The organism is Paenibacillus urinalis, from assembly GCF_028747985.1.
Classification (GTDB): domain Bacteria; phylum Bacillota; class Bacilli; order Paenibacillales; family Paenibacillaceae; genus Paenibacillus; species Paenibacillus urinalis.
In genome coordinates, this window is the sequence record NZ_CP118108.1 from 2,770,939 (window position 1) to 2,794,672 (window position 23,734).

A 23,734-nucleotide genomic window follows, 5' to 3' on the forward strand; every position below is an offset into this window, starting at 1 on the left:
TGGAGGCGCGAAATATGGGAGTTCAAAAACTGGAGCATGTAGGCGTAGTCGTGAGAAGCATCGACGAAAGCTCTGCATTTTACGAGAAAGTGCTCGGCATGGAGCTTAAAGAAATCCGTCAGCCTAATCCTAACGTACGTCTTGGATTTTTAGGTTTTCCCGGGGAAGCGAATCTCATCATCGAGCTGGTAGAAAGAACAAATTCAGAGCTTCCAAACGAAGGAACCGTGAACCATATTGCCTTTACGGTAGAGGATGTCGAACAGGAAGCAGCTCGGATTGCAGAGCATGGCGTAGCTTTTATTAACGAAAAAATAGTAACGTTGGCGGACGGAACCAGATTCATATTCTTCCAAGGGCCGGACGGAGAACGCTTAGAATTGTATCAACCGGCCTCTGCTTGAGTTAGAATGGGAAGATAAGGAGGTGCAGCAAAGTGATCGAAATTCCTGAATCTGTAAGCTCCATTAAACAGGCATCCGAATTAACGGGGCTCTCCGAGGATACGATCCGCTATTACGAGAAGATTGGCTTGCTTCCGCATGCCGACCGCAAAGCAAACGGACACCGAACGTATAGCAAAAGCCAATTGGCGGGCATGGTTTTCTTAACGAGGCTCAAGGCAACAGGCATGACTCTGGAGGAGATGAAGCATTTCCGCAATCTTTACGAAGCAGGCGCTGCCTCTATCCCTCAGAGAGTCTCCATACTAATGGAACACAAGGAAAGAATTCAGAAAGAGATTGAACGATTGATAGAGACGCAAAGAATTATTGATTACAAGCTCGACAATTATCATGAGATCGTTGTAAATCCCAACTTAAACAATACCGCCTGCAATCCTGCCGAATAGCAAAGATGAATAAGCTCGTTCGACACTTTGAATTGTTTAGAATCACAGCCGTCTTGTCGCGCTGGTTCAAAGCCGAATTTTGAGTATTACGACGGGTATACCGATGAGAAACACAATTCGTATTACATTTCTTAAGATACTGTTTGTACTGTTTCTCTCTTTCACGTAAGACTACTTAATTATTTTAACCTCTGCGTATGATGAATTAGATGACTCTAGCAAGGGCTGCGAGATAGACTTTAAGTGATAATCAAAAAACGCGGATACATATTCCCTCTGAGCATCAAGCGCTCGCTGAGGATCAACGGGTCCTATGCTTTGATGGATCACCTGCCTGGAGAGACTCAGCTTCATCGCAATCTGAGGTAACAGGTACTGATAATCAGTGAAGGTAAAATGCGCTCCGTTCGGTATACTTAAATCGAATTTCCATCCGCTTGTTCGGCTCCAGAACATACCCCGGTCCTCAGCAGTCAAATGCGAGTCCACTTTCCCCTCATCATTGATACCGGAGTTAAGCAGCATAAAGGGACGATCTAGACCATGTTGAGCCACGGGAAGTGGATGGTTAGGCATATGCCCTAAAGTTCCGTCCATATCAATTCCCGCATCGAACCGATCATCTTCATACATCGTTTGAGCCGCTGTCGCACCTCCTGCGGAGTGCCCATAAATGCCTACCTTTGACAAATCAAGCGTTTCAGGCAACCCTTGAGGCAATCCCTTCTGCTCTGCATCGATATTACTCCCGGTCCTCATCTCCTCCAATTGATCCAATGCAAATCGCACATCATCAACTCGTACCTCTATCATCTTTAGCACCGTTTCAGCATTAATCTCCGGTAATGTTCCCTTTACAATCCGCCCGTCGGGAAATTCGACTACAGAAGATTCATGTGTGTGATCTATTGTGATAACAACATACCCCTGGCTAGCCAGCTCCTGAACTAGAATAGTGCCAAAACTTCGTGGTACAGTGCCTCCTGGTGAGAAGAAAATCACTGGCCATCCTCCTTTTTTAGCAACTGCAGGTGCATCCAGCCATGCATGCGTATCAATGCCCGATAAATCAATCGTCCCAGGATCCAGACCAATCGATGGGATTTCTTCTTCATCGTAATGCATAGCCGCACCCTCATGCATATATGCTGCCCGCTGTTCGCTTTCTTTTTCAGCCGGATACCAAATACTGATCATGAGTTCCCTCTGGAGTTGGTTCACCCATGGATCTATTCTTTCCGTGTCCACCAAGTGAAGCTCTGTAACGCCGATCACGTAATTCCCTTTCGGTTTAGGTAGATCAAAGTGAACATCGCTTGTACCTCGATCTTCAGCTTCTTTCAGTGGTTCCGGAGCCAACCAGACGAGGAATCCAACGAGTATTAGGATACCTGCTACTATACCAAGTAAAGCGAGACGGCTGGAATGTAATGCTTCCCCGATGAGGAGTTTGCTGACCGATCCTATGGTCAATATAAAATAGAACATGTAAATCACCAAAAAGATGCTTATACAGATCAGTATCGGCTCCAAAAGGCTGATGCCTCCCAATCCTCCGAACAACCTTCTCATCCAGGTGAAAATGACAACATAGTGGACTATTCCAACAAGCAGCGGGAGCATAAAAACTACAGCGTTTTGCTTGATGATGGACGTTCTGATTTCCTTGTTACTCACACCAATCTTCTTGAGAATATCATAGCGGGAAATATCACCTGTAGCTTCAGTCAATTGCTTAAAATAAAGGACACTACCCAATGCAAGGAGGAACACAAGCCCAAGAAAACCAAGAATAAATACATTCAACCCCGCATTTTCAATTCCTACACGATACTCGGCATAGTACGAGGACATCTTGGATTCCGGTGTTGCTATGTCGGCAAGCGTATCGGAGGTTTTTTTCGTCGTTTTTTGTTCTTCTACCGCATATCCAATATAATTTACAGGCGTACTTTGCCGTTCTACGAATTTGTATAATTCGTCAGCTACTACGATCATGTTATCCGGATAGCTCCAGTTCACGATTCGCTCAATCGTCATATCTGTATAAGCCAAGGTTAACTGCTGAGAGGACAGCTGCAGAGAGATGGTTTCATAATCATAATCTGCCCACTCATGTTCGGTAAACATCGGGCGAATTGCGATCGCTTGATCGCTTTCCGTTACATTAACTTGGGGAATGCCTAGTGCTTCTGCAGCTTGGTTATATCCGCTCATCGATATCACTTTGATGGGCTGCTCGTTATTGGCTAGCTGTTTGTTTGATATAATTTCGTTATTAGAAGAATAACCGTTAAGTTGAACGACTGAAATCTCCACCTGCGCAGTAACAGGATGTTCGGCATCTCTTTTGATGATATCGTCCACTTGCTTATTGAAAGCTTCGTCCTGACTGACAAACATGTAGCTGAATGGAGCAGCCAAACGCGCCGAATGTTCGTAGGTGTGGTAGGTGCTCAATCCAAAACTAAATGCACATAAAGCCAATGCCGACAAGATGGAAATGATGGTGAACGTACGGGCATTGCCCCTCATCCGGTATACAAGATTTGAGGTAATAACCAAATTCATACCTTTAAAGTAATGCTGCTTACGGCCTTTCATCAATCTCAGCATAAAAATGACAAATGATGAAAACATAAGTCCAGTGCCCAAAATGATTCCAACCGTCATCATTCCTAGGTTGGTTAGTATCTGTTCAGTATTTGTGAACTCCCTTAAACCAATCTCATAACTGATTGACAAGATAAGGACCGCAGCACACGCAGAAATGATGGAAGCTCGCGATTCACTCTCACCTTCCTGTTCTGCCCTAAACAACTCGATCAACCGGAATCGGTAAATCAGTCTGTAAGCTTGCAGTGACGTAATCAGAATAATGATCATGAACACAATGACTGTACTTGCTACTGCTGGAAATGAAATTGAAATGCTAATGTCGACATTAACGCCGAGCAACCTCGCCAACATCATGGAGAACAGCTTTGATAATAGGGTTCCAACCATAACTGCTAAGACCAGCACAATCGTACCAATCAATAGGTTTTCATAAAACAGTAGTTTCCCAATCGTTTGATTAGGTAACCCCAGTAGCGCGTAAAGCCCCACCTCCTGTTTCCGTTTCCGGGTAAAGAATTGATTCGAATACAAGATAAACACTGAAACGAACAATATCAGGACTATGGAGGCGATGAAAAAAATAGATTTCATACTTTCCGATGATTCAATTGATCTGATGATTTCTGTACTATTCTGAAGAGAAACGAAAATATAAAAAATGACCGTACTTACAAACATGGAAAAAAAATAAACGAAGTAACTTCGGAAATTACCCTGAATATTTTTCCTTGCCAGATCAAACAGCGTCATTTGCATCCCCTCCGAGCACGTTCAGCACATCAAGTATCTTTTTAAAAAACTCTTTTCTGGTCATGTTGCCTTTGACTAGCTCTGCGAAAATACCGCCATCTTTAATAAAGAGCACTCGGGTGCAATAGCTTGCTGCGTAAGCATCATGTGTAACCATAAGAATCGTGGCAAACTCCTGCCTGTTCAGATCATTCATGGTTTCCAGCAAATCTGTTGCTGCACGTGAATCTAGGGCTCCTGTCGGTTCATCCGCCAGGATTAGTCTCGGATCGGTAACGATTGCCCGTGATGCTGCGGTACGCTGCTTTTGCCCGCCAGAGATTTGATAAGGGTATTTATCCATCAATTTTTCTATGCCAAACCGATTCCCGATTGCCTCAACTCGGTGCTCTATTTCTTTCACGTCCATCTTGGCCAGAGCAAGAGGAAGCACTATATTTTCCTTGACAGTTAGCGTATCTAATAGATGATAGTCTTGAAAAATAAATCCTAGCTTCGATCGGCGAAACTCGGATAACTGAGCTTCATTCATTTGCAGCACACTTTCCCCATCTATTACAACGTCTCCTGAGGTCGGCTCGTCAATTGTGGAAACGATATTGAGCAGTGTCGTTTTCCCGGAACCGGAAGGCCCCATAATACCTACAAATTCCCCCTCATAAACGTTCATATCAATCCCATGCAGTACAGGCATGACATTTCCTTTGACGGCGAATGACTTTTGTAATTGATTAATTCTAACGATCTCTTTCATTTCTTGCATAGCACCTCCTTTGTTAATTACTTTGTAGCATAACACCTTCACTTACAAGGAACCTTGGTTCTGACTTACGTTTTCCGTAAGCAGACTTACACTTTTGTCACCTTGTATAATAGAGATGTTTCCTTTATATAACAAAGGTATAATGAGATGGACTTAACCTAATTGGAGGTAACAAGTGTGAAGATTATGGTTATAGAAGACGATGTGACGATAAGAGAAATGCTTGGAGCGACCGTTCAGAGATGGGGATTCGAAGCTGTTCTTTGTAACGATTTTGATCAGGTCCAGCAGCAATATGTGAAAGAACAACCTCATCTGGTGCTTCTAGATATTAATCTGCCAGTTTATGATGGATTCTATTGGTGCAGTAGGATCAGAGAAGTCTCCAAAGTCCCAATTATCTTCCTCTCTTCCCGAAACACTCCCATGGATATGGTAATGGCGATCAATATGGGTGGAGACGACTACATCACGAAGCCCTTCTATGACGAGATCCTCATCTCTAAAATCAAAGCGTTGCTGCGTAGAACATACTCTTATACAGATTCTGTCCTAAATGTAATTGAGCATAACGGTGTGATATTGAACCTGAATGAAGGAAAGCTGTTATGCGGGGCACAAACGGCCGAACTTACGAAAAATGAGTTTCGAATTTTAAATCTTTTGATGCAAAACAAAGGAAGAATTGTCAGTCGAGAGAAAATGATGCGACGTCTGTGGGAAGATGAAAGTTTTGTAGATGACAATACATTAACCGTGAATATGACGCGTATCAGAAAAAAACTAATGGAATTGGGACAGAATCAATTCATAACGACGATCAAAGGTGAGGGGTATATAATTAAATGAGTCTTTTACAATACTTAGAAGATAAGCTTTCTGTTATTATACTGGCTGTTTCAATGATGCTTTTTACCAGCTTAATGATGTTTATCAGTCCAGGTGGTAGGTATGACACTGAGGATATTCTTTACAACTTGTTAGGTTGCTTTACTTTGATAGGAGTATATCTGGCCGTCGGATTCACTCGCCGCTACGGACATTATAAAGTACTGAGTGAAATAATCAAAAATGGCGGAAACGATTTCTTTGCTGCAATCCCTAAGTCTTTAAGTCATGAACAGAGACTGTATATGTCTCTGGCCAGAAAGCTCCATAAAGCCAAATTGGAAGCAGACCAGACTTTCCATGAGGAGCGAACGGACTTTCATGACTTCATCATATCTTGGATACATGAAGTGAAGCTACCTATAACAGCATGTCATCTACTGTTGAGAAATAATACAATCAGTTCTTTAGAAGAGCTCGTGAACAAGCTGGAGGATGAAGTAAACAAAATTGATCATTATGTAGAACAAACACTCTATTATTCCCGGATCGATTCATTCTCAAGAGATTATCTGATTGCAGAGGTTTCATTGAATCAAATCATGCGGGCCAGTGTCCGGAAGTATGCTAAGATGTTCGTCGCCAAGCGAATCCGATTCACCATGTGGGAAGAAGAAACAACGGTTTACAGTGACACTAAATGGCTTGGATTCATTATAGACCAGATCGTCACCAACGCTTTGAAATATACAGAGCGTGGAGGTTCCGTTATCTGTTCTCTTGAGGAAAATACGAGAGAGAAGCGCCTATTGATCCAGGATTCCGGTATTGGTATTCTTCCGGAAGAGCTGGTCAGAATTTTTGACAAAGGATTTACTGGTTCTAATGGTAGAAAAAATACTAGCTCTACTGGCATGGGATTATACCTGGCCAATCAGATGGCAATCAAACTTGGCCACTCGCTAACTGTGCAATCAGAAGAGGGTCAATATACGGAACTTGCAATAATCTTCCCTAAATCGCGTAGCATCTATCACTATATTTAATTTCACACATACACTTAATTAGCGACTTTCAATGGGTCTTTGTTCTTGTCCCCGGTCAGTTCTTGTTCTCGGATGACAAGAACATAAACCGGGTTTTTGGCTAATTCGCTGGCCACAATCGAATCGAAATCGACCTAAAAAGCTTTTTCATATCCATCATACTCTACTGTATCTGCTGTCATGAGGGCCACTTCTTCACCCAATAGTCTTTTGACAAGATGAAAAGCTAAGTGAAGCCCCGCATCTGGTCCTTGTGCAGTAATAATGCTCCCCTCATCTACGAACTTTTGATCTTGAATTACCGTGACTTCAGGAAAATACTTCTGGAAGGAGTCCAGTCCTTTTCGGTTGGTAGTTGCTTTTTTCCCATTTAACAGCCCCGCTTGAGCTAAAGCGAATGCACCCGTACAGACAGATGTCATCAATTCTACAGTTTGATCGGTGATCCACTGGATCACCCTTGTATTTGCGATCAGTTTGCGGATTATCGGCTGGAAACCGCCTGGAATCAAAACGATATCAAATTGGGGGGCATTCTCAATGCTGTAGTCGGCCATAATGCGGAGGCCATTGCTGGCCGTAACGATTCCCCCTGTTTCTGATACCGTATGAACTAAAAATGGCTTAGGCTGCTCATCCGCTGAGCCAAAGATCATATTCTGAACATCTTGAGCACTGTATCGCGTAACTGATAGAATCTCAGACGGACCAACGAAGTCAAAAGCGTCAACCTGATCAAATACGAGCATACCTACCGACCATTGTTTTTTCATAAGAATCAATCACTCCTCTTTGATTTGAAATGTTTGCACACCACAAAAAAACCGAACGTTCGTTATATAAATTACCATAAATTTCATGAACCGTCTATATACATTTACGACTCTTTACAGAGGCATCATTTGATATATAATCAAAATAACGAACGATTGTTTTTTTTTGAGGGGGATGGCGTTGAAAAAAGGAGAAAAGACCAAGGATTTTATCATCCGACAAGCTGCCGTTTTATTCAATCAGAAAGGGTACTTTGGCTCCTCTATCTCGGATCTGACCCGTGTCACCGGTATGCAAAAGGGCGGAATCTATAATCATTTCGAGAATAAGGATCAGCTAGCCCTAGAAGCGTTTGAACATGCTGCAACGGTATTGAGAGCATCTTTCGTGGATGCGATGGCGAACAAAAAGACGGCTTTTGAAAAACTGTCTGCCGTTATTTCAGTCTATCAGGATGCTTATGATAATCCCCCGCTTGCAGGGGGCTGTCCCGTTCTAAACACAGCCATCGAGAGTGATGACGCTCATCCTGCATTAAAGGAAAAGGCGCAAATAGCGATGGGTAGTTTTTTGGAATTAATCCGTTCTCTTCTTCGGTTGGGGATCGAACAAGGGGAGTTTAAAGAAGAGATAGAGGTGGAAGAATTTTCCATCTATATAACCTCAGTAATTGAGGGCGGAGTCATGTTGAGTAGACTGTACGAAGACAATTCACATATCCGTTCTAACATTAATCGGTTGCTAAGTGAGATTGATAAATATCGAACGAGAAATTGAATTCTCTCGCCGCAGGATGGCCGCCGAATCGCATCTGCGGCCTTTTCCTTTTGATCATTAAATTCCAGTTAGATATTTATCTAACCGGTAATCGGCTCATGTTCTTGTCCTTTTCGGCAATCGGACTACTCATTTACTAGCTTGTCTACATGATGTTCTGTAGTAATTGCATATAGCATCTAATTTACATAATTTATAAATAATCACATAACTCTAATGCGATTCACTCTATACCCACTCAGGATTCTCCGAATCGCTTGGCGTTCCGTGCCCGGGCCCGAGCGATCTCGACCTCTCGATTGCGAGGTTCGGCTTGAGTCACCAGAGAATCTAGCAGCTGTCGTGCAACGACGGTGAACTCTTGCACCGCTTGGTTAAACGCCGCTTCGTTCGCTTTGGAAGGACGGTTAAAGCCCGAGAGCTTCCTTACGAATTGCAGCGCTGCAGCCTGAATTTCTTCTTCCGTCGCAGGCGGGTCGAAATTGAATAAGGTCTTGATATTTCGGCACATGGCATTTTAAACCCCTTTCTTGAAATGAACGCACTTTGTTGTATCCAGCATAACATAGTTTGTTCATTCCTGTAGTTACTCAACCTCTCATATAAAAAAAAGAAGCGGCTGCTAACCGGCAAACTGCCCTTTGCTGTATTGAGCTAAAGTTTCCCGTTAGTTTATTTCGAAATGCGGGCAGACCGAAGGGCAATAGCCCCAATGCTTGAATATGTCGTTATCTGATGATTCACCTTCTATGAAACAATAATCTCTCTTTTACTTAAATTCTTAAACACAGAGTAATCCTGATCGGACTTGATAAAACTTAATATTTTATCGGTACATTCAACTGGGCTGAGCTCTTCCGTGTTCACTTCAAGATCATATTCATCATATGAATATGTGTAGTCGAACTGGGAGTGGGCAAGTCCAATCGCGCGATCTCCCCTGCCCTGCTCTCTTCTAGTAAGTTCTTCTTTCGAGCATCGTACCCCTACAAACAATATAGGATGATCAATAAGTACATCATAAAAATCATTAAACGACTTGTCATTTGGGATTACGGTATCTACGATTACATTAAAACCTAATTCGGATAACAATTTAATTGTAGAAAGGTACACTGAGAATATGGAATGATCAACTATTTGCGAGACAACTTGATGATCTATTCCTCTTGGAGGTTCATCTGGAAATTTGTTATTAACAAAATCATTGTAATTACTAAAAAACTCATCAATTGATAAATGGTAAAAAGGAATCTCTTTTTGATTTATCAGTTCAGTTGATAAGGAGGTCTTTCCAGAACTTGACGTTCCGTTCAAATACACAATGAGTCCTCGCTTCACATGAATCACCCTTATCTATTGATTTGCGTTTCATTCAGACAACTTATCCTAACAATTTTTTAAAATTATCCAAGTGATAAAATATTCGAGGAATGATTCAGCAATCCTGCCCATCGTATTATGAGATCAACCAATTCTTTCTGGTTGATCCTTTTTGCATTAACTAAAAGGATTAAATGTAGCCGTGTCGAACGCACCTGCCCGTGGGACCAGATCCCGAGCGCTATAAAGTTCACCCCTACTTGTCATAACCATGTTTGAGGCTGGTTGGGACATCGATCCCGTATCACATGCGATGCTGTGGCGCGACAAGGAGTTCGTTGGGGCTACCGGTTAATTGATTTCGAGGAGAGATAAAATGAACCCTGTTATCGGGCTAGACATATCTAAAGAAGAAAGTAACGGACAAGCTTTCTTAGATCGAGGAAAACCATACCAAGGAATTTTCTATTTCCAACATACGTGGGATGGGCTTGAGATATTGCTTCAAGTTTTTCAGGACATCGAACGTGAATCAGGTCATCGGCCTACAATCATTCTGGAAGCCACTGGGCACTACCAAAGCCCTGTCTGTCAATTTCTAGAGGAACATCACTATGTATTTATCGTAATCAATCCGCTCATTTCTAAGCGGTTTCGAAAAACAAACCTTCGTAAAGTAAAAACAGATGCTGCCGACGCTCTTCTTCTCGGCGATCTGTACTATAGGGAGGAATTCGAACCCATCAAAAAAAGAGGTGTCCAATTGCTCAATATGCGTTATCTGACGCGCCAACATGAGTCCTTCTCTAAGATGGCCGTGCAGACAATGCTGCAATTCCAAGCTGTTTTGGATCAGGTTTTCCCAGCGTATAGAGGTGTTTTTAGTGCTATGTATTCTAACGTATCTCTTCGCTTCTTACATGAGTTTCCTACCTCATTTTTCGGAAAACCATGTATGAGAGCCACCTCATCAATCTTAAGATCTTAATCAGCCTTATTCTTCAGTACCCGGAGCATCTTGCTATGTTGGAACAGACCATAGATGCCCTGGCTACTGAGATTGAAGAGTATGATTTAATCCAAGTCAATTCCCGGTATTGGCCCTAAAATTGCAGCAACAATTTTATCCGAAATTGGGGAAGTCGACCGATTTGACCATCCAAAGAAACTGGTTGCCTTTGCAGGCATAGACCCCAGTGTTTTTGCTTCAGGTAAGTTTACAGCAACTCGGAATCGAATCACTAAACGTGGTTCCAGGCAGCTTCGGTATGCACTTGTTATGGCGGTACAGTGTGGTCTGATCCGATCTCGCAACACTCGAATGAAAGAATTTTACGAATGTAAAAGATCCGAGGAAAAACTGGTCAAGACCCCGTTTAGTGGACATTAAAAAACACCTATCCAAACTGACGTCGAAATTCTATCGGCGTCAGTTTTTTTAATTTACGCTGTGGCCGTCTTTTGTTGTAAAATCGGATATATTTTTCAATTCTCCTTTGTGCCTCTAGCATATTTCGTATAATCATAAGGGTAGAGTCCTTCCGTTTTGAGATGCGAGAAGAAACTCTCCATAGAGGCGTTGTCTAGACAATTGCCCCTGCGAGACATGCTGATTTGGGCGCCAACCTTTGGCAGCATGTCGTGGTAGGCATGAGACGTGTACTGAAATCCTTGGTCGCTGTGAACGATCAATTCAGTCACGTCTTTTTGCTTAGAGAACGCTTTGGCAAAGGTTTGAAGCACCAAATCATTGTCATTCCGTGGCTAAGTTCGTAGGCCACAATCTCGTTGTTAAACAGATCTTTCACAGCTGAAAGATAGAGCCAACGCTCGCGAACCCGTATTGAGTCACATCGGTCACCCACTTCTGGTTTGGTTTTTCGGCAGTAAATTTCCTTTGAAGCAGATTCTCAGCTACACGTTCGAGCAGCCTTATATGTCAAGTTAAATCGACGTTTCCGGCGAATGCTGGCCTGAAGGCCAAGCTGTTGCATCAGACGTATGACGCATCCATCGCTTCTTCCGCCCCTCATCTTGAATTCCGAAATGGTCGTTGATTTGTCGATAGGTCCATTTCTCTTCTACGTGCATACGAATGGCCTCCAACTTGAGTTCCTCAGAATATGTCCTAAACTTTTGACCTTTGATCGCCATACAAAAATGCACCCCCTAGAATTTCATCGGTTAAACCCAGGGGTTTTTCCAATGTCCATTCTAAGGGGTGCAGTTCAGGCTAAAAACAGGCTTTTTGATTCCGCTTATATCATAATTTGTCTTCGTTCAATGCCAGCGACCGCACCACCAACCCGAACCTGGTTGATTTCACCGCTCTCGCTCAGGCGCAATCCAGCCTTAATTTCAGAAGGACAATCCATCGAATACCCTTGCCTGAAAATAACGTGCTCTACTTCCCGCAAAGATCGTTGGCCATGTTGGTACAAATAGCAGAGCAGGGCACCGTTGGATGTTCCTGTCGCACTCTCCTCGGGAATATCGTGCAGCGGCGCAAAATTTCGGCATTCCGCAGCAGCATCGTCTGGAGTATCCAGTGTGAACAGATGATATCCAACCACATCATATTTTTTGCTTATGGCGGTTATAGCGTCAAAATTGGGCTGAACCTCATTCAAAAGCTTCCTACTGCGAATCGGGATCAAAATGTCCCGAAGCCCCGTCGAAACAATCTGGATGGGCAACCCGGTTTCAAGATCCTCGGCATCCATCCCCAAAGATGGGGCGATTTCCTCACAGGATATCCTTTCAAGAAATTGTGGTAAAGCCTGTGACAAATAAACAAGACCCTCCGAGCTAATATCGACATCCAATATCCCTGCCTTGGTTTCTATCCTATAGAAGGCCCCTTCCTCTGCCAAACCCAGCGAACGCATTAGTCCAAATGCAGCAATCGTGGCGTGTCCGCACAGATCAACTTCGCTGGTGGGGGTGAAAAAGCGGATTTTGTAATCCGCAAGCAAGGATTTTTCCATAAAGGCCGTTTCCGAAAAGCCCAAATCCTTCGCTATGAGCTGCTTCTCGGTATCATCCAGCGAAAGGCCATTCTCCAAGACAACGCCAGCTGGATTACCGCCACGGTCCCCTTTCGCAAACGCATTTAACGTATACACTTCCACATTCATGTTCCTCTCCTCCTCAACGGATGTGTAATGATTATCCCAGTCAATCTCTCCCACTTCCATGGTAAGTCGCAGTTATAGGGCTAATTAGCGCTATATTCCCCTTTTTTTGGTTTCTGCTGATAGTTGGCAAATTTCAATCGTGTATAAGAAATAATGCCGGACAATAAGAAGAAGCTGATAATCGTTCCTTCACGGATATTGATTGGTAAACTGTATAGTAGTGATATTGTTATTGATATAACAATAGAGAATAGATCGACACAATATCTATACTGAGAGAAAGAGCGTTTTGTTAATTCAGCTATTCGTAAACATAAACTTTCAATAGGAAAAGGAATAATATCTAATGATAGAATAATACCTGTTGATCCACCGGCTAGTATCAAACCGAAAATAAGAAGTCCGATTCTTACTAAATAATTTTCTACGTGAATCGTACCGAAAATAGTATAGAGGAAGAAATTAATAATCATTCCAAAGAACAAGATGGAAATGAACATCAAAGTGAATTTTTTATAATCCTTTTCTTCGCAAAGGAAGATATATCCGATTAGAAAAATGAGATTTGCAATGAATGTAATTGTACCAACTTTGATGGAAGTCCACTCAGATATAGATAAATTCATCGCATTAAAACTGCTTACTCCAACATCGGCTTTTAATGTAAGACTAATGCCAATAGCACTTACTATATAGAGTAGGATTGATGGAATTACTTTTTTCATGATTCTTCCTCTATTAAGTCCATTATTTGCATTAAATTTGTTATTGTATATGTGCTCTTTGGTGAACATGATTTAGGCATGCTTTTCTTAGGGTTAAACCACACACAATCTATTCCGACATTGATCGCTCCTTGAATATCTGATGTCAAACGATCACCTATCATTAGAACTTGTTCTTTGCGGCTTATATGCACGGCATCAAAAATATAGTAAAAGAAATGGGGATTCGGTTTTTCATAACCAATTTCTTCTGAGATAAAAAGTTGTTCAAAATATCCTCGTAGCTTGGCATCTTCTAAACTTTTTCTTTGAGTCTTTCCTACACCGTTTGTTCCAATGTATAATTTATAATCTTGCTTACTTAGAGCATTTAATAATTCATGTGCATGGGTAACGGCCAAATGACCTTGGTTTAAATGCTCTCGGTACATAGCTTCAACTTTTGCTCCGTTTTCATCTATATGAAATTCCTTCAAAAAAAGCGAAAACCGCGTTGACAGCACTTCATCACGAGAAATCAAGCCTTCCTCTAATTGATGCCATAATCCATCATTAATGTACTTATAACATGCAATGGTTTGTTTGTTATAAGGTAACTCATACAGTGTAATAATTTGTTTTAAAACCTTCTCTTCTGAATTATGAAAATCAAGTATCGTATCATCTAAGTCAAAAATAATATGTTTGTATTTGTTCATCCCTAACCACCTCTAGGTAGTAATATATCTAAAGTAAAAATATAATAATAGGAGATATCTCATATAGAGGTGATAAAATGGAGAAAATTAATTTAAAGGATTACGCTGAAAATTTTGTGGATATATATAATGATATTCAAGAAACTTTTCCGAAAACAGCTTTACATCAGGCTTTTGTTTGTAAGTTTTCTGCTAATGAATATATAGTGCGCTTTGATGAAGATATTCAGTACCTATTTTTATTATTGGATGGGAAGGCAAAAATATATTTAGTACACGAAAATGGAAAACGTGCGCTGATTCAGTTTCTAAAGAAAGATGATTTTATTGGTGAATTATCTTTGATTGAGGTTGAAAAGAATTTAAAGGATGTTGTGGCTATAAATAACTGCACATGCTTAGCGGTTCCATTGGCTTCATCGAAAGAGCATCTGTTAAATGACAATCTTTTCCTCCATAATTTATCAAAATATTTAGGTAATAAATTACTTAAAAGAACTGATCATTATACAGCTATGCAGGATTATGAATTTAAAAATCGATTGGCAAAATATATTCTAGAAATAGAAAATAATGGATACTTTCAAGAGAAGCATACCGAAACAGCAGAATACGTGGGGGGAAGCTATCGACATCTATTATACACACTTAACCAATTTCGTGAAGAAGGAATATTAGAAAAACAAGGCAGGGAATATTTTATCATTAATAAAGAAAAGTTAGAAAGAATGAGTTCAAAAAAAGATTAATTTATTATATGTTCGATGAAAATAACGTATCAGATTGGAGTCGTTGATTTAACTCAATTATAGAATTGAAGAATCGTCAGCATTCATAAAAGAGAAAAACTCATTTAAGTAACTGTTCATATTCTCATCAATCGTCGTAGCCACGAATTCCCCTTCGGTCGTAAGATGTAGAATATATACTCTACGATCCTCGGGATGTGTTGTTTTCTTGACTAAATTCTTTTTAATCAACGTTTGCACCTGACGGCCAAATGTAGTTATATCCTTACCGAGTGAATCTGCAATCTGCTGCATAGATGGTTCATGCTGTCGATCAATTTCATAAAGAATATGGCTTTGGATCATTGATATTTCATTAGTCCCTACACTACAACAATTCTTATTCAGAAGGCCGAATCGGCGTGCAGTCACTTGTAGTAGTTCTCTCGGACTTTCTTCCATCTAAGCTCACCTCTTTATATATTTGCATTTTACAAGTATATAATTCGAATTTCTCCATTTTTCTGTAAGTATCCGATTACCATCCTCCTTCATAAAAGGCGTTGAATATCGGTCTTGTCTTTGTTGTTGTGGTTTTCCTTCCTTTAATCGCTGCCGATCATGATCTAGATCCAAACATTGATTCTTTAGTGCATGTAGAAAAAACCCTCGGAAACGAGTTCCAAGGGTTTAGTTTGATTTTTGGTTATGCGTGACTCTAATTCTCCTCTTACCAACCGCGATCAGACATGCGTTCTGCTGCAGTCAGTTTAGAAATTTCAATCCCTTTCATAGGGGTACCCAAGTTCTTAGATACTTCGGCAATCAGTTTATAATCCGTATAATGTGTTGTTGCTTCAACGATGGCACGAGCAAACTTCTCAGGATTGTCCGATTTGAAAATACCAGATCCAACAAAGACTCCGTCTGCTCCCAAATGCATCATTAGTGCAGCATCTGCCGGAGTAGCAACACCGCCGGCTGCAAAGTTAACGACAGGAAGCTTACCATTCTCGTGAATTTCAAACAGAAGCTCGTAAGGCACACCCAGAACTTTAGCTTCAGCGTAGAGCTCATCCTTGGACATATTTTGCACTTTACGAATCTGACCGTTGATCAAACGCATATGGCGGACTGCTTCCACAATGTTACCCGTTCCTGGTTCACCTTTTGTACGAATCATGGATGCCCCTTCACCAATACGGCGAAGAGCCTCCCCCAAATCTTTGGCCCCACATACGAACGGTACAGTGAACTCCTGTTTATCAATATGGAATACTTCATCCGCAGGTGTAAGGACTTCACTTTCATCTAGATAGTCTACACCAAGGGATTCCAGTACTTTTGCTTCTATGTAATGACCGATACGCGCCTTAGCCATCACCGGGATAGTGACCACCTTCATAACCTCTTCAATGATCGTTGGATCTGCCATGCGAGCGACACCGCCCGCTGCGCGAATATCGGAAGGAACGCGCTCAAGAGCCATAACAGCAGTTGCCCCTGCCGCTTCTGCGATTTTTGCTTGCTCTGCATTCATAACGTCCATGATGACGCCGCCTTTTTGCATTTCAGCCATCCCTCTTTTGACACGATCTGTACCTGTTCTCATAACTTCTATTCCCCCTATACCATGTTTAACAATCTAATCGCAGCTCTTTTTAGTTCTTGATTGACTTGAATCTATGGATTAATATAAAGGGGAAACTGACAATTAAAAAGATCCAATAATTTATAATTTCATTGTACCACTTTCTTAATTACGGAGGTCATATGCAATTTCATGCAGCTTATAGCTCATATTTAAACCGCCATTATACCAAGATGAAGGCTCTGTATCATGCCATTCGTGAAGCTATTCATGAGGGGAATCTCTTGCACGGTGAGAAGATGCCATCTACACGAGAATTAGCTGCAACGTATCAAATTTCTCGAGGAACCGTGAATCAAGTCTATGATATGTTAACTTCTCAAGGTTATCTTCATTCACAGCATGGAAGAGGTACCTTTGTTGCTTATCAAAGTGAGTTTAACAAGGAGGAGAATACAACCCAATATAGCACGCAGCACTTATCCGCTTGGGGAAATCGTATAGAGCAGCTTGTGCAAACAACACCTCAAAGACATACACAATCAACAGTTACCCGCTTAACAAGTGAAGCATTAATTGACTTTAGCAAATATCAGCCCGATTTGACCAAATTTCCTTACGATGAATGGAACAATCGACTGTATGCGGAGGTACGGCATCGAGAGCATTACTCCAATACAACTTACGCAACTGTGGACTCGTTGGGAGAGCCAAAATTGAGAGAAGCGATTGCTGCCTACCTAAGAAGGATGAGGGGAATCCAAGTCGATTCGAATCAGATCGCTGTGACTGCAGGCTCCATGCAAGCTATAGCACTTCTTACGCAATTAATTGCAGATCCTGGTGATCATGTGGTGACAGAAAGCCCTTGTTACGTCGGAATTTCTCAGGCTGTATTGGCTACGGGTGCGAAGTTGATTGAAGCCAATCTTGATGGTCAAGGAATTGTTCCTCAAGATTGGGATGCTCGTATGTTATTTGTCACGCCATCCAGGCAATTTCCTACTGGTGAAATGCTTAGCCTTGAACGCAGACGAACCTTGCTTGACTGGGCACATCGTCATGATGCTTTGATTGTGGAGGATGATTACGATAGTGAATTCAGATATCGAGGAATGCATGTAGAACCTCTGAAAACACTGGATAAAGATGGACGCGTAATCTACATTGGCAGCTTTACCAAAACATTACCATTTGAAGTGCGACTTGGTTATGTCGTTCTTCCTCCATCATTGTCTGATACATTTAGAAAAGCTCAAGCATTATATGAACCTAGACCAGTAAATTTATTAGAGCAGCGAGCTTTAGCAGCATTTATGACAAGTGGTCAATATGAGCGGCATCTGCGTAGGATGAATCGCTTGTATAGTCGCAAATTTCATCTGTTACTTAAACTATTAAAACAGGAGCTCTCCACTTGGTTTGATTGGGTGGAAAACGAAGCGGGACTTCACGTTTTTGGTTGGTGGAAAGGGGATTCCTCGAGTTATTATACCTTCCGGACTTTAGCAAGAACAGAAGGGGTTATATTCTCGGAAGTCAGTACTTCCACAGCTCTAAGCAAGAAACATGGTATTTATTTATCTTTTGCACATTTATCTGATCCTGAATTAAAAGAAGGCGTACTAAGATTAAGAAATGCAACACGATCTCATGTATGAGGTAATGTGACATCGTATCGCATAATTGTTTTGCTGTGTTTGTGTCTCGATATGAGATTGTAGAGGGGGATATAAAACTAAAAAGCCGCAAAATTTGCGACTCTCAATAGGAATATGTTCTTATCCCCCGACATAGTAGTTTTACCTATCCAAAATATCCATTCATCGTATCCCACATCCTATCAAACTCGCTTTGCTCCATAGAACGACCAACTGAAAGTAGCTCTGGTTTTTCATTCGTTACTGGATCAAAATTTAGAAACTCTACTTTTGTTGCGCAAGCATAATTCTTTGTGTTTAACATCATTTCTACCTTATCTTTAAAAGGCCGATCCAACAGTTTAACTACAGCGATATCCCCTTCTCTATATTTAGTCGCTGAGTAATGAATAAGAAAGTATCCTTTTTCAAATCGGTATTCAATAGGATAGCCTGACATTATACACCTCTTCAGAATCTTCTTCTCTGATCTCAATCTATTCAATATGGATAAACTAAATTATTGTTCTAATGAACAACTATAATCCCCCGCTCGGGAAAGGATCGGATCAGCGCGTGAAGTTCCTGCATTCCCCGTAGGACAAAACTCTGCAGGCTCTATCCTGATCCTCCGATCGTCCGTTTCGGGAGCAAATGAGGGGCTATAGGTTTCTTCTTCACACTAAAAAAGCGGCCGATGAAGCTGCTCCAAAGTACATTCTTATAACCAATCCCAGTATTTATACTATAAATCGATCTAACCATGTTTGAAAGTCGCAATTCAAACTTCTCATATATTCTACAGGCGAATAACAATATTTCACATACATGTAGGTTGGTTTGCCCTCTTCTGCTTCTTGTAGATTCATGATAATGTAATCTTGTAAAATATAAGCGACATTTAGAAGTTCAGGTTTCCCATAGTTTGAGTTAATAATTTCTTTCTGTGTTAACACTTCATCTAAGACATATATATCATTTTCAGAGCCAAATTGAGGATGCTCAAAAAGTCGACAACCATCAGTAGTACTCAGAAAATCTTCGTTATCAAGAGGCAGCTTAAATTCTAGGTTGACTAAAAGCTTTGAAGCGATTATATCAGGACTTACAGGGCTATTGAACTTAAAAGTGTACGTGGGCTAACGGTCGAACGATGATAAGTTACTCTTCGTTTAACTTGATATATTAAAAGTATAAACAAGCCTGTCTATGTATAAAGACAGGCTTGTTTAAGTGTTTTTAAGTTATTCAGTTTTACTGCAGAATGCCGTCCGACAGTGAATGGGAAAGATTAAACAGAGGCTCATTCAAGTCCATAATGCCGATGCAGACAAGCCCTTAACAAGCAATAAAGCCTCTTAACAGTCATTCTGCTGACCTTTAAGAAGCCCTATTCTTAGCCTTAATAAGTTAACTTTTAACCAATCGTCTCTACCACATTGTCTTGCTGGTCTTTAATATACGTTTTGGCTACCTGAACGGTTAGACCCTTAAAGGCGGATAGCTTAATAAGCTCCTCCTTCGGCCGCAGCTTGCTTGACAGCTCGGCAACGGTTGTCGCATCCAGTACGATACGAATGTGCTCCGGACCTTCTTCAATCACCGGATTATCTCCCGGCTCTAATGCTACCCGAACGTTCGGACCTGAGAGATACAGAGGGTTTTGCTTCAAAATGCGGCCCGAAAGCATCTTGCCGATAATCTCTGCCTGCTTGGCGCCAATCGTAAGCACCGCCGGCGATTTTCTTAACATTCGTTTCACGGGCGGCTCCCAGCCTAATTGGCTGACATACAGGAAGCCCGTATTCGACCCGTCACGCTTCAAGCCTTCCTCCACCGCTGTGGCAACCGCAGGCAGCATCAGCAAAGATGAGCGCTCTAGATCCGTTATATAGTAAGGCATATATGGCTCGCAGATTTTCAGCATGGCATGCGAATTCCACGTCTGCATCGCATCTCGTTCATCCCCTGTAATGCCAATCATTTGAATAAACTCCATACGCCCATTTGGCGTTTCTATCGAAGGCAGCTCCGGATCCTCCGTATAGCATAGCGCTGTAAGCTTTGTATCCGAACCCAAGCAGATTGGACCATTGGTATCCAAGTAATCGCCCGACTGGAATCGGTTTCCGCTTTTGTATATATACCTTCCCATGTTTTGCAGTAGGTCAATAGCCCATGCCGGAGGCTGCTCCTCCGTCTCGCTGCGCTTCAGCCTGAAGGTCAGCTCAAAGCCGAAACCGCTATGCTCCTTATCCTCCTTCTCCTTGCCGTACAGCTCCGTGAATCCAAAAGTCACCATATGCCAATGCGGCGCAGGATGGTCCGCTTTATATACACTGATGCCGTCCAGCGGATCACCTCCGAACATAGCAGGCAGCGACGAGCCGTAGTGCATAGGCATCTGACTTCCGTATAGCTTGGTCATCGCATCTTCAATGGCATCCCATCCTGGGGCCATATCTTCTTCCTCTTTCATCCGTATTCCTCCTCAAATCTGTCCCTCATTAAAATGAATATAACATACAGAAACCGATTAGTTATATACCTAATCGCTGATCGGAACATGTTTTTGTCCCTCCATACCTTTTTCCAGTACCCAAATTCCATTTTTTAAGGAGTGAATTGGAATATCTATTGATTATGCTATTGATTAATTACTCTACTCGTTGCGCAGCAATCGGTAAACAACTCTATCTTTTATTTGACCATTGTGCCAAACAAGCGATTTGAATTCGGCCTCCTTAATCATCACTTTTTCAGAGGCAATGTTTCCTTTCAAGCATCCGCATGAGATTCTAAAACATTATTTTCTTCGAATGCAAAACGTATAACTTCTTCTAATGCCTCTGAAGTGTACCCTTTTCCCCAAAACAGTGGTTTGATAAAATAGCCCACCTCTAAGATTTTTCCGAGTGGAGTAATTTCGTTTACTGTATATCCTATTTCCCCAATGTGAGTGCTCAAAAATTTATCTTCAATACGAAAAAAGTACATTTTTCTATCTGTTTCTTTGCTTTGAGAAATGGACTTTTTAAGATTACTTTCCGACTCTGCTAATGCCCTGACTACTGAGATTGAAGAGTATGATATAATCCAGTCGATTTCGTGAATGAAAACCCGTCTTCCACTTCGCGTGATTTTCATCTAGCTTCATTTGCTTCATTAACTGATCAAGATTTTCAAATGTTATTTCTTCCCTCACATATTTTAAGAATTCAAGTAATACCTTTCGCCCATACAAATCGCCTGAATAGTCTAATAAAAAGGCTTCAATAAAATAAGATTCTCCACCCACAGTAGGACGGTTGCCAGCGCTTATTATGGCGTTATATTGCTCAGTCTCCCGATCTCCTTCTAATATTACTGAAGTCCCGAAATAGATTCCGGGTTTTGGAGATACATAGAGGTCAGCTTCCCCTCCAAGATTTATGGTTGGATAGCCTAGCGTTCTTCCCAGTGCTTGACCATGTACCACGGTCCCCTTAATAGTATATGGGTGTCCATACAGTTGTGTAATTCTCTCCATATCTCCCTGTATTACTAACTCACTAACGAATCTGTTGTCAGGAGTCAGGGACTCAGCCGTAATCTCCTTATTAGTCATCATCATTGGCTCCTTTAAAATCCATATTTCGCTTCTTCAGCCTCTAGGATCTTAGTGTAAGTCTCCGCTAATACGAAGGTATCTTCCACTAAGCGGTCTATACGAAATAAGACATCATCATTCACAATCTCTTTGCGAAGGAAATCCTTTTCTTCAATAAAAACATAGGTTGATACCATTTGAGCTTTCATGAAAGTCAAAATGGGCTTTAATTGTTGTTCTGCAACGAGAAAGTGTCGCTGAGAGCCTGCCGTAATGATCATGCTTATTACCTTCCCTTGGAAGGCTTTTTCAGGTGCCAAATCAAATATATTTTTCAGTGTCGCTGGAATGGAGGCTTGGAAAATAGGAGTTCCAATCACAATCACATCTGCCTCCATAACGGTTTGAATGACGAATTTCGTGTCTCCTTCATACTCCATATAATTCCGTCCATCACTGAATTGAACATCAAAGAGAGCCAGATCTAATAATGTAACATCAGCATCCGGATACTTATTGTGAATCGAGTTTACGGTGTAATTCATAGCGATTCTGGTTTTGGAGCCGATCTTCGAACCGGACAATACGACAACTTTCATACTACTGACCTCCAATGTCTTATTTTTTAACTGTATGCTTCTTTATCGCTGGTAAAATTTCATTGCCAATGATATCGATGTTCTTCATTAAGTTCTTAAAAGGAACTCCACCAAAATCCATTTGCGCAATATATCTCTGATGCCCAAAGAGTTCGTGCTGGTATAGGATCTTCTCAATGATTTCTTGTGGGCTGCCAATATTCATAACATCACGGGAGTCAGCTCCTTGTGCAAATGCCTGTTTTGGAAACCCACGTCCATTGGTTAATTTCATTCCCTCATTAATATAAGGATAATAGGCTCTTTGGGCCTTTTGCGTCGTTTCATCTACATAAAAGAAACCGGCGGTTGCTACAGGTAATTTCGACGGATCATGTCCATTTTGACGTGCAGCTTCTCGATAAGCATCGATTGATCTTTTAAATAACACTGCAGGTCCTCCGAGATGAGCCAAAAACATAGGTACTCCTGCAACACCTGCTTTAATTGCACTGGCAGGGGTTCCCCCTACGGCTCTCCATATAGGTAGATAGCCTTCTTCAGGTCGCGGGAGAATTCTTGCTTGGTTAAGAGGAGCACGATATTCGCCTTTCCAATTCAGCACTTCATTCTCGTTTATCTTCAATAACAAATCAAACTTTTCTTCGAATAACTCCTCATAATCGTTGAGATCATATCCTAATAACTGATATAACCCTACTCGAGAAGCACGACCTGCAATGATCTCAGATCGGCCATTCGATATAAGATCAATCGTTGCAAAATCTTCGTACACCCTGACTGGATCAGAGGTGCTTATTATTGTAGATGAGCTGCCTATTTTCATTGTAGTTGTAGCCTGTGCTATGGCTGCCAGGACAACACTGTGGGCCTGAGTTGCAAAATATTCCTGATGGCTCTCTCCAACACTAAAAAATTCAATGCCTGCTTGTTCTGCAAGCTTCGCCAATTCAATGATTTCCTGTATACGCTGTTTGGCAGATATCCGCTTACCCGTTTCAGGATTAGCTAAATGATCCCCCAATGTATATAGTCCAAACTCTAAACCGTTGTTTGTATCAATCCGGTATTGTTCCATATGTTCATCCTCTTTTCTCCGCTCTTGTGAAATCTATGTTCTATTAATAAATCTTTGTTAATGTATTTTTGTTAGTTACTATATTAAGTATATTTAATGATGCAACTCCTGTCAACTTTGATGCTGGGACAAGAACTTGTGTCGATAAAATAAAAAAGCCGCTAAAATGAACTGCACCCCAATTGTTAGACACACTCTAACAGTTGGAGGTGCATT

The 23,734-nt window shown here is 41.5% G+C and carries 26 protein-coding genes and 1 pseudogene; 8 read left to right on the top strand and 19 right to left on the bottom strand.

The features are described from left to right. Nucleotides 1-14 precede the first annotated feature (14 nt). Together PUW25_RS12720 and PUW25_RS12725 are read left to right on the top strand one after the other, a co-directional pair. On the top strand, nucleotides 15-404 hold the full coding sequence (locus PUW25_RS12720; protein ID WP_047911804.1) for a VOC family protein: 390 nt from the start codon (nucleotides 15-17) through the stop codon (nucleotides 402-404). 32 nt (nucleotides 405-436) lie between these two features. Next, complete coding sequence (locus PUW25_RS12725) at nucleotides 437-853, top strand: MerR family transcriptional regulator (RefSeq protein ID WP_047911805.1); 417 nt, start codon at nucleotides 437-439, stop codon at nucleotides 851-853. A 171-nt stretch (nucleotides 854-1,024) separates the two neighbouring features. On the opposite strand, the gene PUW25_RS12730 is transcribed toward PUW25_RS12725, so the two are convergent. Next, the gene (locus PUW25_RS12730; RefSeq protein WP_274337126.1) at nucleotides 1,025-4,222 is read right to left on the bottom strand and encodes an alpha/beta hydrolase; all 3,198 of its coding nucleotides are present in this window, start codon (nucleotides 4,220-4,222) and stop codon (nucleotides 1,025-1,027) included. Further along, complete coding sequence (locus PUW25_RS12735) at nucleotides 4,209-4,976, bottom strand: ABC transporter ATP-binding protein (protein ID WP_047911987.1); 768 nt, start codon at nucleotides 4,974-4,976, stop codon at nucleotides 4,209-4,211. The genes PUW25_RS12730 and PUW25_RS12735 overlap by 14 nt, the downstream gene beginning before the upstream one ends. Before the next feature lie 186 nt (nucleotides 4,977-5,162). Between PUW25_RS12735 and PUW25_RS12740 the strand changes: the two genes are divergently transcribed. Both PUW25_RS12740 and PUW25_RS12745 read left to right on the top strand, forming a co-directional pair. After that, nucleotides 5,163-5,834 carry a response regulator transcription factor gene (locus PUW25_RS12740; protein WP_274337127.1) on the top strand — a complete coding sequence of 224 codons (672 nt, stop codon included), beginning with the start codon at nucleotides 5,163-5,165 and terminating at the stop codon, nucleotides 5,832-5,834. Then, complete coding sequence (locus PUW25_RS12745) at nucleotides 5,831-6,859, top strand: sensor histidine kinase (RefSeq protein ID WP_047911807.1); 1,029 nt, start codon at nucleotides 5,831-5,833, stop codon at nucleotides 6,857-6,859. Before PUW25_RS12740 ends, PUW25_RS12745 begins: the two co-directional genes overlap by 4 nt. A 134-nt stretch (nucleotides 6,860-6,993) precedes the next feature. Here the strand turns inward: PUW25_RS12745 and PUW25_RS12750 are convergent, their stop codons facing one another. Further along, nucleotides 6,994-7,632, bottom strand: a complete 639-nt coding sequence (locus PUW25_RS12750; RefSeq protein WP_047911808.1) for a DJ-1/PfpI family protein — start codon at nucleotides 7,630-7,632, stop codon at nucleotides 6,994-6,996. 181 nt (nucleotides 7,633-7,813) lie between these two features. On the opposite strand from PUW25_RS12750, the gene PUW25_RS12755 reads away from it, so the two are divergent. Beyond that, nucleotides 7,814-8,410, top strand: a complete 597-nt coding sequence (locus PUW25_RS12755; protein ID WP_047911809.1) for a TetR/AcrR family transcriptional regulator — start codon at nucleotides 7,814-7,816, stop codon at nucleotides 8,408-8,410. A 238-nt stretch (nucleotides 8,411-8,648) separates the two neighbouring features. Here the strand turns inward: PUW25_RS12755 and PUW25_RS12760 are convergent, their stop codons facing one another. Together PUW25_RS12760 and PUW25_RS12765 are read right to left on the bottom strand one after the other, a co-directional pair. Next, nucleotides 8,649-8,921 carry a DUF2277 domain-containing protein gene (locus tag PUW25_RS12760; RefSeq protein WP_047911810.1) on the bottom strand — a complete coding sequence of 91 codons (273 nt, stop codon included), beginning with the start codon at nucleotides 8,919-8,921 and terminating at the stop codon, nucleotides 8,649-8,651. Nucleotides 8,922-9,157: 236 nt separating this feature from the next. Beyond that, on the bottom strand, nucleotides 9,158-9,751 hold the full coding sequence (locus PUW25_RS12765; protein WP_274337128.1) for a chloramphenicol phosphotransferase CPT family protein: 594 nt from the start codon (nucleotides 9,749-9,751) through the stop codon (nucleotides 9,158-9,160). A 358-nt stretch (nucleotides 9,752-10,109) separates the two neighbouring features. On the opposite strand from PUW25_RS12765, the pseudogene PUW25_RS12770 reads away from it, so the two are divergent. Further along, nucleotides 10,110-11,102: pseudogene (locus PUW25_RS12770) on the top strand (IS110 family RNA-guided transposase); the annotation flags it as partial. 28 nt (nucleotides 11,103-11,130) lie between these two features. Here the strand turns inward: PUW25_RS12770 and PUW25_RS27505 are convergent. From PUW25_RS27505 to PUW25_RS12790, 6 genes are all read right to left on the bottom strand, one after another. Continuing rightward, the gene (locus tag PUW25_RS27505; RefSeq protein WP_152557715.1) at nucleotides 11,131-11,259 is read right to left on the bottom strand and encodes an IS3 family transposase; all 129 of its coding nucleotides are present in this window, start codon (nucleotides 11,257-11,259) and stop codon (nucleotides 11,131-11,133) included. Next, nucleotides 11,219-11,476 (bottom strand): DDE-type integrase/transposase/recombinase, encoded by a 258-nt coding sequence (locus tag PUW25_RS27510; RefSeq protein ID WP_420799983.1) that lies wholly within the window; start codon nucleotides 11,474-11,476, stop codon nucleotides 11,219-11,221. The genes PUW25_RS27505 and PUW25_RS27510 overlap by 41 nt, the downstream gene beginning before the upstream one ends. Nucleotides 11,477-11,677: 201 nt before the next feature. Continuing rightward, the gene (locus PUW25_RS27515; protein ID WP_420799950.1) at nucleotides 11,678-11,824 is read right to left on the bottom strand and encodes a hypothetical protein; all 147 of its coding nucleotides are present in this window, start codon (nucleotides 11,822-11,824) and stop codon (nucleotides 11,678-11,680) included. 167 nt (nucleotides 11,825-11,991) lie between these two features. After that, nucleotides 11,992-12,870 (bottom strand): PhzF family phenazine biosynthesis protein, encoded by an 879-nt coding sequence (locus PUW25_RS12780; RefSeq protein WP_047911811.1) that lies wholly within the window; start codon nucleotides 12,868-12,870, stop codon nucleotides 11,992-11,994. 80 nt (nucleotides 12,871-12,950) lie between these two features. After that, nucleotides 12,951-13,595: a YczE/YyaS/YitT family protein gene (locus PUW25_RS12785; RefSeq protein ID WP_274338375.1), complete on the bottom strand. Its 645-nt coding sequence runs from the start codon at nucleotides 13,593-13,595 to the stop codon at nucleotides 12,951-12,953. Then, entirely contained in the window at nucleotides 13,592-14,293 is a 702-nt protein-coding gene (locus tag PUW25_RS12790) for a YjjG family noncanonical pyrimidine nucleotidase (RefSeq protein ID WP_274337130.1), read from the bottom strand. The genes PUW25_RS12785 and PUW25_RS12790 overlap by 4 nt, the downstream gene beginning before the upstream one ends. 77 nt (nucleotides 14,294-14,370) lie before the next feature. Between PUW25_RS12790 and yeiL the strand changes: the two genes are divergently transcribed. After that, a complete protein-coding gene (gene yeiL / locus PUW25_RS12795) occupies nucleotides 14,371-15,042 on the top strand; it encodes a transcriptional regulator YeiL (RefSeq protein WP_083656206.1) in 672 nt (223 codons plus the stop codon). Nucleotides 15,043-15,099: 57 nt separating this feature from the next. Here yeiL and PUW25_RS12800 read toward each other — a convergent pair whose 3' ends face one another. Then, entirely contained in the window at nucleotides 15,100-15,483 is a 384-nt protein-coding gene (locus PUW25_RS12800) for a MarR family transcriptional regulator (RefSeq protein ID WP_274337131.1), read from the bottom strand. 268 nt (nucleotides 15,484-15,751) lie between these two features. Then, nucleotides 15,752-16,633 carry a pyridoxal 5'-phosphate synthase lyase subunit PdxS gene (gene pdxS / locus PUW25_RS12805; RefSeq protein WP_274337132.1) on the bottom strand — a complete coding sequence of 294 codons (882 nt, stop codon included), beginning with the start codon at nucleotides 16,631-16,633 and terminating at the stop codon, nucleotides 15,752-15,754. 212 nt (nucleotides 16,634-16,845) lie between these two features. On the opposite strand from pdxS, the gene pdxR reads away from it, so the two are divergent. Continuing rightward, entirely contained in the window at nucleotides 16,846-18,273 is a 1,428-nt protein-coding gene (gene pdxR / locus PUW25_RS12810) for a MocR-like pyridoxine biosynthesis transcription factor PdxR (RefSeq protein WP_274338622.1), read from the top strand. A gap of 145 nt (nucleotides 18,274-18,418) precedes the next feature. Here the strand turns inward: pdxR and PUW25_RS12815 are convergent, their stop codons facing one another. The 6 genes from PUW25_RS12815 to PUW25_RS12840 form a co-directional block, all read right to left on the bottom strand. Then, entirely contained in the window at nucleotides 18,419-18,712 is a 294-nt protein-coding gene (locus tag PUW25_RS12815) for a hypothetical protein (protein WP_076314030.1), read from the bottom strand. Between the two features lie 957 nt (nucleotides 18,713-19,669). After that, complete coding sequence (locus tag PUW25_RS12820; RefSeq protein WP_274337134.1) at nucleotides 19,670-20,731, bottom strand: suppressor of fused domain protein; 1,062 nt, start codon at nucleotides 20,729-20,731, stop codon at nucleotides 19,670-19,672. A 299-nt stretch (nucleotides 20,732-21,030) separates the two neighbouring features. After that, on the bottom strand, nucleotides 21,031-21,399 hold the full coding sequence (locus PUW25_RS12825) for a GNAT family N-acetyltransferase (RefSeq protein ID WP_274337135.1): 369 nt from the start codon (nucleotides 21,397-21,399) through the stop codon (nucleotides 21,031-21,033). Further along, nucleotides 21,293-21,859 (bottom strand): riboflavin kinase, encoded by a 567-nt coding sequence (locus PUW25_RS12830; RefSeq protein WP_274337136.1) that lies wholly within the window; start codon nucleotides 21,857-21,859, stop codon nucleotides 21,293-21,295. Before PUW25_RS12830 ends, PUW25_RS12825 begins: the two co-directional genes overlap by 107 nt. A gap of 14 nt (nucleotides 21,860-21,873) precedes the next feature. Next, nucleotides 21,874-22,440, bottom strand: coding sequence for an NADPH-dependent FMN reductase (locus PUW25_RS12835; protein ID WP_047911819.1), 567 nt, complete (start codon nucleotides 22,438-22,440; stop codon nucleotides 21,874-21,876). Nucleotides 22,441-22,459: 19 nt separating this feature from the next. Continuing rightward, the gene (locus PUW25_RS12840) at nucleotides 22,460-23,518 is read right to left on the bottom strand and encodes an LLM class flavin-dependent oxidoreductase (protein WP_047911820.1); all 1,059 of its coding nucleotides are present in this window, start codon (nucleotides 23,516-23,518) and stop codon (nucleotides 22,460-22,462) included. Nucleotides 23,519-23,734: the final 216 nt, after the last annotated feature.